The organism is Salirhabdus euzebyi (assembly GCF_014207435.1).
GTDB classification, from domain to species: domain Bacteria; phylum Bacillota; class Bacilli; order Bacillales; family Alkalibacillaceae; genus Salirhabdus; species Salirhabdus euzebyi.
The window spans coordinates 252,168-264,207 of record NZ_JACHGH010000003.1; the positions used below are offsets into that span (position 1 = coordinate 252,168).

The 12,040-nt window shown below is 36.6% G+C and carries 11 protein-coding genes; all 11 read right to left on the reverse strand.

The annotated features are described in order from the left end of the window. Nucleotides 1-15 precede the first annotated feature (15 nt). Nucleotides 16-1,152: a BMP family lipoprotein gene (locus HNQ94_RS06390; protein ID WP_174495405.1), complete on the reverse strand. Its 1,137-nt coding sequence runs from the start codon at nucleotides 1,150-1,152 to the stop codon at nucleotides 16-18. Nucleotides 1,153-1,538: 386 nt separating this feature from the next. Further along, nucleotides 1,539-3,851: an FtsK/SpoIIIE family DNA translocase gene (locus tag HNQ94_RS06395; RefSeq protein WP_174495406.1), complete on the reverse strand. Its 2,313-nt coding sequence runs from the start codon at nucleotides 3,849-3,851 to the stop codon at nucleotides 1,539-1,541. 282 nt (nucleotides 3,852-4,133) lie between these two features. Beyond that, the gene (locus HNQ94_RS06400) at nucleotides 4,134-4,346 is read right to left on the reverse strand and encodes a YlzJ-like family protein (protein ID WP_174495407.1); all 213 of its coding nucleotides are present in this window, start codon (nucleotides 4,344-4,346) and stop codon (nucleotides 4,134-4,136) included. Then, nucleotides 4,343-5,080 carry a ClpP family protease gene (locus tag HNQ94_RS06405; protein ID WP_174495543.1) on the reverse strand — a complete coding sequence of 246 codons (738 nt, stop codon included), beginning with the start codon at nucleotides 5,078-5,080 and terminating at the stop codon, nucleotides 4,343-4,345. The genes HNQ94_RS06400 and HNQ94_RS06405 overlap by 4 nt, the downstream gene beginning before the upstream one ends. Before the next feature lie 131 nt (nucleotides 5,081-5,211). Further along, entirely contained in the window at nucleotides 5,212-6,075 is an 864-nt protein-coding gene (dapA, locus tag HNQ94_RS06410; protein ID WP_174495408.1) for a 4-hydroxy-tetrahydrodipicolinate synthase, read from the reverse strand. Between the two features lie 30 nt (nucleotides 6,076-6,105). Then, nucleotides 6,106-7,329 carry an aspartate kinase gene (gene dapG, locus HNQ94_RS06415; RefSeq protein ID WP_174495409.1) on the reverse strand — a complete coding sequence of 408 codons (1,224 nt, stop codon included), beginning with the start codon at nucleotides 7,327-7,329 and terminating at the stop codon, nucleotides 6,106-6,108. Nucleotides 7,330-7,354: 25 nt separating this feature from the next. Beyond that, nucleotides 7,355-8,407, reverse strand: a complete 1,053-nt coding sequence (gene asd, locus HNQ94_RS06420) for an aspartate-semialdehyde dehydrogenase (protein ID WP_174495410.1) — start codon at nucleotides 8,405-8,407, stop codon at nucleotides 7,355-7,357. Nucleotides 8,408-8,516: 109 nt separating this feature from the next. After that, nucleotides 8,517-9,122, reverse strand: coding sequence for a dipicolinate synthase subunit B (dpaB, locus tag HNQ94_RS06425; RefSeq protein ID WP_174495411.1), 606 nt, complete (start codon nucleotides 9,120-9,122; stop codon nucleotides 8,517-8,519). Continuing rightward, nucleotides 9,123-10,019 carry a dipicolinic acid synthetase subunit A gene (gene dpaA / locus HNQ94_RS06430; protein ID WP_174495412.1) on the reverse strand — a complete coding sequence of 299 codons (897 nt, stop codon included), beginning with the start codon at nucleotides 10,017-10,019 and terminating at the stop codon, nucleotides 9,123-9,125. It abuts the gene before it with no gap. Between the two features lie 483 nt (nucleotides 10,020-10,502). Continuing rightward, the gene (locus tag HNQ94_RS06435; RefSeq protein ID WP_174495413.1) at nucleotides 10,503-10,745 is read right to left on the reverse strand and encodes a YlmC/YmxH family sporulation protein; all 243 of its coding nucleotides are present in this window, start codon (nucleotides 10,743-10,745) and stop codon (nucleotides 10,503-10,505) included. Nucleotides 10,746-10,790: 45 nt separating this feature from the next. After that, nucleotides 10,791-12,008, reverse strand: a complete 1,218-nt coding sequence (locus HNQ94_RS06440) for a M16 family metallopeptidase (protein ID WP_174495414.1) — start codon at nucleotides 12,006-12,008, stop codon at nucleotides 10,791-10,793. Nucleotides 12,009-12,040 lie beyond the last annotated feature (32 nt).

The following is a 12,040-nucleotide window of genomic DNA, read 5'->3' on the forward strand; positions in this document are numbered from 1 at the left end:
GGAACAAACCGTGATTTATAGATTGCCTAAATATGCCTCTAATTCATCATGATTTTGTGGAACTTCAACTTCACCAGCAGCAATACGTTCTTTCCAGCTGTTCACTTCATTAAGAATTTCTTCTGTTAAAGCTTCTTTGTTTGTTTCAGCAACAGCAATACCGTTATCATTTAAACCATATGCAAGGATTTCTCCACCTGGGAATTCACCATTCATTGCTCTTGTAGCAACGTCAGCAACTGCTACGTCCACGCGTTTAACCATAGAAGTTAATGTTACGTTATCATCTGTATCAGGTACTGCGCCTTCTTCATATTGGTCACGGTCTACACCGATTACCCAATAGTTTCCATCTGGGTCGTTTTTCTTAAGGTCTTTCGCTTCTGTGAATACACCATTACCAGTTCCACCAGCAGCGTGATAAATTACATCAATACCAGAGTTATACATGAAAGAAGCAATTTGTTTCCCTTTATCTGCTTTATCAAATGCACCAGCATATTGAACTTCTACTTGGATGTCAGGGTTTACAGATGCAACACCCGCACGGAATCCAACTTCGAACTTATTGATTAGCTCGCTATCAACACCACCAATAAATCCTACTTTATTTGATTGTGTTTTTTGTGCTGCAGCAACACCAACTAGGAATGAACCTACATGCTCTTGGAATGTGATGCTTGCAACGTTATCAGCTTCAACTACAGAATCTACAATCGCAAAATTTGTATCAGGATATTGTCCTGAAACTTGCGTAATAGCGTCTGCTAACATAAAACCAATACCAAAAATCAAGTTGTACTCTTCACGCACAAGACGATTTAAATTGGTGTTGTAATCTGCATTAGATTCAGATTGCGCATAAGTATAGCCTTCCATTTCAGTCATACCTTGTTCTTCACCAAAAGCTTTTAAGCCTTCCCAAGCAGATTGGTTAAAGGACTTATCGTCAACACCACCAACATCAGTTACCATACCAACTTTAAAATCAGTAGCGCCTCCTTCTTCTGCTTGATCTCCACCTTCAGCTTGCTCATTTTCAGTATCTCCGCCATTGCCTGTGTCTTCATCATCAGCAGTTCCACAAGCTCCAAGAACTAAACCTACAGCTAACAATAGTGCAAATAGGTAAAATAAACGATTTTTCAACATTACTTGTTACCCCCTAAAATTTTTTATTATAGTTTTAAACTGACTATAAATAGTAATTTTTATACTTAAAGAGTACGGACCACCTACTAAAACGGAAATTCATTCTTCTTCGCAACCCTAAAATGAGAACCTTTTTCTACATTAGTTATACGATAGGTTGTCCGAATGCGTTCTAACTTTAAATACAAAACTGGGAATTTGACATGAGTCAAAATCTACATTTTACTATCCACATCGACAATAATATAACACTTTTATCCAGACAAATAAACAGAAACTTAATAAAATATTTACATAAATGGTAATTTTGTGTGTCCAATACAAAAAGTCCTTTCAAAAAGACTTTTTATACATTACTTTTTAATGCTAATTATATCTTTACTTTTTTAAGATGTTTTCTCTTCTTCCACATTGTTTACTAATACTTTTCTTGGCTTACTTCCTTCATAAGGACCAACTATTCCTCTGTCTTCCATTGCATCAATTAACCGAGCAGCTCTCGTATAACCTACTCTAAATCGTCTTTGCAGCATGGAGACACTTGCACTTTGCATTTCTAGAACAAGTTGAACAGCATCATCAAATAAGTCATCATCCACTTCCTGAACTACTTCTGTTTCTTCTTCAGGTATCATTTCCTGTTGATACTGTGCTTTTTGTTGTTCAATACAATGGTCTACAACTCTTTCTACCTCTTCATCAGATAGAAATGCACCTTGTATACGGGTTGGTTTTGAAGCGCCTACTGGAAGGAACAACATGTCACCACGACCTAGTAGCTTCTCAGCACCACCTGAATCAAGTATTGTTCTGGAATCAGTTTGAGAAGACACACTGAAAGCAATTCTAGATGGAATATTCGCTTTTATAACACCTGTTATCACGTCTACAGAAGGTCGTTGGGTAGCTATAATCAAATGGATCCCTGCAGCCCTCGCCATCTGTGCTAACCTTGTGATGGCATCCTCCACATCCCCAGATGCGACCATCATTAAGTCTGCAAGCTCATCTATTAAAACAACAACATAAGGCAATAAAGGTTGTGTTTCTCCATTGACACTATTCATTCTCTTCACATATTCATTGTAGCCTTCAATGTTTCTTGTACCTGTATCAGAAAATAAATCATATCTTCGCTCCATTTCTGATACTACTTTTTTTAATGCTCTTGCTGCCTTTTTCGGATCTGTCACTACTGGTGATAATAAATGCGGTATACCGTTATATACGTTTAGCTCTACCTTTTTAGGATCAATCATCATCATCTTTACTTCATGAGGCTTAGCTCGCATTAAAATACTCGTAATGATTCCATTTACACACACACTTTTACCGCTACCAGTTGCACCAGCAATAAGTAAGTGCGGCATTCTGTTTAATTCAGCTGTAACTGCATCTCCTGATATGTTTCGCCCTAAACCAAAGGATAATTTCGAATCAGAATTTGCATCTAGTACTTCTCTTAAAGAAACAGTGGCAATTTCATGATTGGGAACTTCAATTCCGATAGCTGATTTACCTGGGATAGGTGCTTCAATTCTTAAGTCCTTTGCAGCTAAAGCAAGTGCTAAATCATCGTGTAAATTAACGATTTTACTTACTTTTACACCCGCACTCGGATATATCTCATATTTTGTAACGGATGGACCGACGTGAACTTTCGCAACTTTTGCTTTCACCCCGAAGCTTTCAAAGGTACGCTCTAACTTTCTAACGGTTGCTTGAATTTGTGCCTTTTCTTGTTGCTGAGAATTTTGAATTGGTTCTGCCAATAAATCTGGTGAAGGTAAAATATACTCTTCGTTTTCTAATTCGGTTAATGGTAGAGCTTTCTCTATATCTGTTTGATCAAAATCCTTTTCATCCTCTATATCTTCGTCTGGTTTAGTAGACGCATTTGAGGAATCATATGATTGTTTCTGGTAGGCAACATCAGTAAAGTCTTGTATAATCGGTTCCTCATTCTGATTTAAATCGTCCACAACAATGTGACTTAAATCAACCTCCATATCTTGAAATTCTTCTGATTGATTTAGTTCCTGTTTCTCTTCTTTTTGTTTTTTCTTCTCTTCTAGCTTTTGTTTTATTTCATTTTTATAAGCAATTAGCTTGTCCTTTATTCCGCTATAACAATTTCTAATAAAATCTCCTAAAGAGAATTGAGTCATGAACAATAAGCCAACGATAAACCCGAAAAAGGCTAAAATTTTAGCCCCAGTTGGAGAAAATAAGTAATAACTAAATGCATAAAAGCTAGCACCAAATAGTCCGCCACCTAAATAAGAAGCATCTACTTCTCCACTCATATATAGGCTAAAGTATTCCCACGTCGTTCTTAGTATGGAAGTTTCCATCACTGTCGACATAATGGGTTCATACCGCTGAACATGTGTAAATAAAAGCAAGGAAGTAAACATAATATAAAAACCTATTAACTTATTATGTAAGAAATTAGGCCACTCTCGCTTTACCATGACATAGATTCCTAAGCCAAACAAAAACAAAGAAGGAATAGTAAACCAAAAACCGAAAAATAAACGGGATAAATTTTCTAGGCCTCTTGGAATAAATCCTGCAGCAATTGCACTTATTCCACTAGAGAAAATTGCTAAGGATAGAAAGAGTAATCCTATTAATTCAAACTTTAATCCTTTACGAATAGACTTTTTACTTCTTTTTTTACTTCTCTTTTTTGCCATATTTTTTCACCTCAAAAAATACGAAATAAACATCATCCCGTTCTAGAAGATCAAGCAAGTTGATAAATCTATTTTTTACTAGCTTTGCTATGAACTGTATAAGATGTATGTTAATTCTAGTATGTAAAAACTGTTTTTCCTAATTTACTAGTTTCAAACGAAAAATAAAGATAAGCAGCCAGAGTTTGGCTGCTCTATTTTACGTTCATTATAGCATAGAGAAAAACTGTTTTGTAAAGTAAACCTGGCGATTTGTCCTTCTGAATAGACGAGGAAATTTGGTCAGAATAATCTTATTTTGTTACCTGGGCAAAGTTGCTGATCTAAATAGTCATTTGGATTTGTTGAGGCCATTTGTACGATTTCGTATGAACCATCACTTAAATCCTTTAATTTCAACATCTTTCCTTGATAAGAATACCATTTATGGGACTCAAATTCTTGCTCCTCATCAGGAAAAATATCATGCTCACTAAGCGGGGTGTACAAAATCATTGTATCACCTGACCTTCTCCTTTATTTCTTCTTTCCTCAATTAATTGGTTTAGTTTTTCCATCGCTTCTTTAACGCCACCAATTTCATTAATTAATCCATATTCAACTGCATCAGTACCAACTACGTTCGTTCCTATATCACGAGTTAAGTTACCTTTTTCGAACATAAGTTCCTTAAACTTTTCTTGGGATATTTGGGAATGTCTCGTTACAAAATTAATGACCCGTTCCTGCATTTTATCCAAGTACTCAAACGTTTGTGGTACACCAATAACTAATCCTGTAAGACGTATTGGATGAATTGTCATCGTCGCTGTACTTGCGATAAACGAGTAATCCGTTGAGACAGCAATTGGAACACCAATAGAATGCCCTCCACCTAATACAATGGACACAGTTGGTTTTGATAAGGAGGCAATCATTTCAGAAATGGCAAGCCCAGCTTCAACGTCTCCCCCAACTGTATTAAGCAAAACAATAAGACCTTCAATTTTAGGGTTTTGTTCAATTGCAATAATTTGTGGAATTAAATGTTCATATTTAGTCGTTTTGTTACGCGGTGGCAATTGTACATGTCCTTCAACCTGCCCAATAATTGGAAGGATATGTATATTAGAATCTGGAGACGATGCAACATTTGTCTGCCCAAGTTGCTGAATTTTTTGTACAATTGAACTCATATTTCCTTCTTTCTCTGGTTGTTGTTGATTTCCATCTTTTTCTGAATCATTCATCACAATACCATCGCTCCTTTCCCATATTTAGCCTTATTATGACCTGAACAACGGATGAGCATACATATGATATTTTTCTCCGTAATTAGAGCGGGAAAAATAAAAAAGCCGACAAAACTGTCGACTTTTCCTTATCTTAATAAAGCAGATAATTCGTTGCTTTCCTCCATTGTGAGTGGAACAAGCGGGGCTCTAACACCACCTACATCTATCCCTCTCATCTTAAGACTAGCTTTAACAGCTGTCGGAGATGGAGCGATGAATACCCCATGTACAATTGGTACTAATTTACGGTGAATCTTTGCAGCCTCTTTTATTTTACCATGTTCAAATAGACGGAGCATTTCCTGCATTTCATTTCCAATAATGTGTGAAGCAACGGATACGACTCCTTCACCACCAATGGCTACAACGGGAAGAGTTAAATTATCATCCCCACTGTATACGAGAAAATCAGGTTTTGTTCTTTCCATGATCTCAGCCATTCCATCTAAATCACCAGTAGCATCTTTAACTGCTACAATATTATCTATTTCAGATAACTTTACAACAGTATCTACTGACATGCTTACAACTGTTCTACTCGGGACGTTGTAAAGCATGATTGGTAAGGAAGTAGAATGTGCAATTTGCTTAAAATGCTCATAAAGACCTCTTTGATTCGGTTTATTATAATAAGGTACGACAAGCATGGATGCGTCAACACCCGCTTCTTCTGCTACTTTTGTTAGTGCAATAGCAGATTTCGTATCATTAGAACCCGAACCAGCGATAACAGGTACTCTTCCGTTCACAATCTCTACTACCCTTTTAAAGAGGGTCCCTTTTTCTTCTACAGATAACGTAGGTGATTCTCCGGTTGTTCCTGCGACGACTAACCCATCTGAGCCATTTTGAAGTAAATGCTCAATTAGATTCTCTGTTTTCTTTAGGTCTACAGAACCCTCTTCATCGAAAGGTGTTACCATAGCCGTTAAGATTTTACCGAAGCTCACTGTACCTTCTCCTTTCGACAATCAGTACGATTAATACTGATCTAACTCAAAGATGTCGTGTAATGCTGACACCGCTTCTTTTAGGTCCTTTTCTTTAATTAAAACCCAAATTGTCGTATGACTGTCAGCAGACTGAAGTATCTTAATTCCTTTTGCAGTCAAGGAGTGAACAATTTTAGCAGTTACCCCGGGTACACCTGACATTCCAGCACCTACTGTTGATACTTTTGCACATTCTGCAATGACTTCCGGGCTATAGCCTAATGTTTCTAATAATTCTACAGCCCTTCTAGCTGAATTACTTGGTACTGTGTATGTCACACCATTCGGAGAAATATTAATAAAATCAACCGATATATCCGCATTTGCCATTGTGGAAAATACCTCATCATGTAATTTTTCCATATTTTCCGGTGTTGTTTGAACGTTTATTTGAGAAATCCCAGCTAAATGGGCAATTCCAGTAATTAGACGATCCGGGATATCTTTTCCATCTTCTTCACTTCTAGAAGATGTTATTAATGTTCCTTCATCGTCCTCTTTATATGTGGATCTTATTCTCATTGGAACCTTCGCTTGCATGGCAATTTCAACAGCTCTTGGATGGATTACTTTCGCTCCTTGATAAGCTAAATTACATATTTCATTATATGTTACAACAGGTAGAGGTCGTGCATTTTCAACTATTCGAGGATCAGCTGTCATGATCCCTTCTACATCTGTAAAAATATCAACAAACTCCGCTTTTAATGCTGCACCTAGAGCAGCAGCAGTTGTATCAGAGCCTCCACGACCTATCGTTGTAACATCCCCATTTTCTGTTCTTCCCTGAAAGCCTGCAACAACGACAACATCAAATATCTCTAATTCCTTCAAAAGTCTTTCTGTATCCACTTTTTCTATTTTGGCGTTCGTAAATTCGTTATTCGTAACAAAACCAGCTTGGGCTCCTGAAAGAGCTGTCGCTTTCACATTGGTAGCGTTTAGTTCATTAGAAAAAACGATAGAAGATATTGTTTCCCCACAAGACATTAATAAATCTTTTTCCCGATTAGAGATTGTCGTATTTGGGAAATCTATCAAGGATAAAAGGGTATCCGTAGCATACGGATCCCCACTTCTACCCATCGCTGATACAACCACAACAACTTTATACCCTTCACGCAAAGCTTTATTTATATGAGAAAAAGCCATATCCCTTGTTTCTTTCGTACGTACGGAAGTTCCACCAAATTTTTGTACAACAATTTTCATTTAGACACCTCGTAAAAGCTTACAATTATTTTAACCAGTTATTAGCAACAATACGCTCAGCAATTTGAACGGAATTCCAAGCAGCACCCTTAAGAAGGTTATCAGAGACTACCCACATATGGAATCCTTTAGAATTATCTAAGTCACGACGGATACGTCCAACAAAAACATCTCTTTTGCCTTCTGCACTTAGTGGTGTTGGGTATTTTTGAGAAGCCGGATCATCTTCCAAAACAACCCCTGGTGCATCTTGGAATAATGCTTTTATTTGCTCTACTGATACACCATCATTTTCCACTTCGATATAAATACTTTCTGCATGAGAAGTGAAAAATGGCAGACGAACACAAGTAGCAGCTACAGGCAATTCTGGTAGATGCATAATTTTTTTCGTTTCATTGATCATTTTCATCTCTTCAAATGTGTAACCGTTGTCTTGGAATAGATCAATTTGAGGTAAAGCGTTAAAAGCGATTGGATAATGGTTTTTATCACCTTTTACAGGTAAAATTTCAGCTTTCATTTCTTTACCTTCTAAAAAGTCTTTAGATTGCGCTTTTAACTCATCTACTGCTACCGTGCCAGAACCAGATACAGCCTGATAAGTAGAGACAATTACCCGATTTAGTCCATAAGCCTTTCGAATAGGCTGTAACGCTGCTACCATTTGAATAGTAGAGCAATTAGGATTAGCAATAATTCCATTGTGATTTTTAATATCCTCTTCATTAACTTCAGGTACTACTAGAGGAACATTTTCATCCATACGGAATGCACTTGTATTATCAATAACAACTGCACCTCTTTTTACTGCTTCAGGAGCTAGCTGTTTGGATATGGAGCCTCCGGCTGAAAATAACGCTATATCAATACCTTCAAAGGATTCTGGTAAAGCTTCCTGAATTTCAACTTCCTGTCCTTTATAGGAAACCTTTTTACCTGCGGAACGCTTTGATGCAAGTAAAGTTAATGTTTTTACTGGAAAATTTCGATCTTCAAGTGTTTCAATCATCTTTTGGCCTACAGCCCCTGTTGCGCCTACAACGGCAACGTTGTAACCTTCTGCTGCTTGAGACATACTTTTTCCCCTCTCTTGAACTTTAGTAATCTAATAATATACAAATTTAGTATATTATAAGTAGCATTAATACTTTATATATTACCACAATCTCTGCTAGAAAAGTACCTTAAGCCTCATTTTCCTTAAACATGCGTTGAATAAGCACAGGCTGAAGTTGCTTGCGTTCAAGAGCACTTTCAACTGTTTCTAGTAGCTGATCCATGTCTGATACTAATGAATTTGGCTTTTTAAAAGGATGATCTTGACCATAAGGTATAAAATAGAAAAACTGAGCAGCCATTAAACGCATTAAGTTCACACCATTTAAACCTAGTGCATCATTAGTTGAAATACCAAGAACAATAGGGTTTTGATTGCGCATAGTAGCCTTTGCAGCCATTAATACCGGCGTATCTGTTAATGCATTTGCCAGTTTACTCATTGAGTTACCTGTAAGCGGAGCAATTACCATGCAATCTAGAGGCATTTTTGGCCCAAGTGGTTCCGCTTCCGGGATAGTAGAAATAACTTTTTTCCCTGTAAGTTCTTCAATTTGATTCACATGATCAACTGCTTTACCAAACTTGGTGTCAACAAATTTGACAGTATTTGAAATGATTGGAACAACATCTGCCCCAGCATCAACTAACTTTTTAATTTGAGGAAATATTTCTTCATACGTACAATGTGATCCGGTTACCCCAAACCCAATACGTTTACCTTTAACATCCATTTAATAATTTCCCCTTTCGCCTTTTTCCTCGAGCAAAATTTGTGAGATGACACTTGCTAAAATATCACCTGCTGTTTTAGGTGCTACCATTCCGGGTAATCCAGGTGCCAATATTGCCTTAATCCCTCTTCTTTTCGCATAACGAAAATCAGTTCCACCTGGTTTGGAAGCAAGATCTATAATAATAGAGTGTAGTTGCATATTTTGTATGACTTTCACATTAACAATTGGGTGTGGAACTGTGTTGATTAAAATATCACATTCTTCCACGTGATCACTCAAATCATTAATGTGAAAAGGTTCAAATCCCATTTCAAAAATACGAGCTAAATCGCTTTGACGTCGTGCTCCAACCTTCACATTAGCCCCTAATGCTTGAAATATTCTCGCAACCGTCTTTCCAGTTCTACCAAATCCTAACGTTACAACGTTTGAATTATGAATCGTAAAGTCGGTATACTGAATGGCCATCATTACCGTACCTTCAACAGTTGGTATAGAATTATAGATTGCGACATCATCACGATTAAAAAGTGGAACTAATTGTAAATTTGATTCCTCACATAAGTCCGTTAAATAATCTCTTGTAATCCCAGTAAAAATAGTACAGGAACGGTTTAATTTTTGTACCCATTCCTTCGTTAATTGAGGAGAATAATTAGAAAAGTGTGAATCTAAATAACCCTCCTGATCTGTACCTGGTACTGGCAATATAACAGCATCTAATTCTCCAGTTGGTATATCGTCCATTTCTGTTTTGATTGCCCCTGGTATTTCTTCATCTAGTTCCTCAAACCCGACCAAATATAACGTTGCATCTGCATCACAAAGTTTTTTTATAATTTGTAATTGCCTTGCATCCCCACCAAGTACCCCTATTTGAAAATCAGTTAACATGTCATGAACACCTCACATTTTATGAGCCCAAAAAGTATACGTTTTATAGTATGAAACGGAAAGAACAACGTGAATGAAAAATATTTGATAAAAAACGATTTACTACTAGCGTTTTAAAAAGGCTGTTTTCTAATTGGTTATTATTTTGAACACAAAAGAGGTAGAATGCGATGTACCTTATTGTTTATCCATCTGCTACGTCAATATACTGCCCTTTTCACTTCTTGCAACGAGCCTCCCCAATCGCAAAGAACTGTCTATGGGGCTCCGTGTTCGCTGTCCTGTCCCCAGCAACGGATGTTGTCCAGTAAAGTTGAGGCCGTGCCTGTGGAAAGTGAATTATTTTGCTGTAGGGATCTTATCTCACCCAACTTCAAAGACCAAACCATTTTTTACAGTTTATGTAAACAACAATAGTAAGTGAATAGAACATAAAAAAAGATCTATCCATATTTTTGGATAGACCAAGACCTAATTCATATTTTATGTATGTTTAAACGGTTTAATAATGATCATATCATCACCTATTGTTTCAATTTCATTCCAACGAATTTTCGCTTCAAATTCTCCTTTTTTTACACCAAACCATTTATAGTTAGGAACAATAATTGATTCTATCTTGCCTGTTTTATAATCAATTTCTAGATCTGTTTGACCAAGGACACCTAAACGTGCACCCCTAGTAATATCTATCATTTCTTTCCCGCTTAATTCCTTATATCGCATCAAAAATCCCTCCCGCTCTATTCTATGCTGGAGGGACTGTTTTTATTATTTCTTTGGTGAAATCAATGCACTAGAAAACGGTAAATTGAAAACTCTTTGTATAACACGCTGTGTGGTGTCATGATTAACGGCATCTATTTGCTCCACAATTTCATCTAATGTGCGATGTCTTTTCAATAGTAATTCATTTTTACCATTTCTACTCATACGACTATTCGTACTTTCTAAACCTAACATTAGGTTTCCTTTTAATTGTTCCTTACTATTTTTTAATTCTTTATCTGTAATTCCATTAGCTTTTAATTGTTGAATGGTCTCTTCAATTGTTTCCTTCAATACATCTAACTGCCCTTTACCTGTTCCACCATAAACAGTAAGCAAACCGTTGTCCAGGAAAGAACTGTGGTAAGAAAAGATAGAATAAGCAAGACCTCGAGCTTCCCTTACTTCTTGAAACAATCTGGAGCTCATACTACCACCTAACACATTGTTGACCACAATAAGGCTGTATATAGACTCATCCCCTACTGGCAGCCCATTATAACCTAAACAAAGATGTGCTTGTTCTGTTTCTTTTGAACGGGATAAATGATCACTTGTAAAAGAAGGTTCTCTAAATGATTCCTCTTTATTCATGGACTCGTAAGATCCAAATAAGTTTTCCACTGCTTTAAAAAATGAATCATTAACATTTCCTGCAACAGAGACCACAACATTTTCAGGTCGATAATTTTTATCCATATAATCACGTAAATCATCCGGTGTAAAGGATGCTAACGTATCTTCTGTACCTAGGATTGGATAACCTAAAGGATGCTTGCCATATGTTGCTTGGGATAATAAGTCATGAACGATATCATCAGGAGTGTCTTCATACATTTTGATTTCTTCATAGACAACCTTTTTTTCTTTTTCCATTTCATCTGGATCAAAGTTTGAGTTAAAAAACATATCTGCTAATATGTCTAAGGCATACTCAGCATGGGAGTCTAAAACTTTTGCATAATAACACGTGTATTCTTTCGATGTGAAAGCATTTACTTGACCACCAACTGCATCAAATGCTTCTGCTATATCCCTTGCAGAACGATTTTTTGTCCCTTTAAAAAACATATGTTCAATAAAATGAGAAATACCATTCGTTTGTTGGCTCTCATTTCTAGATCCAGCTAAAACCCATACACCAATTGCTACAGATCTTACTGTTGGAAGTTCTTCTAATACAATTGTTAATCCATTTTGACATGTGTACTTTTTTACCAAAACTTCATCCTCCTAAACTTCTGCCTACATTG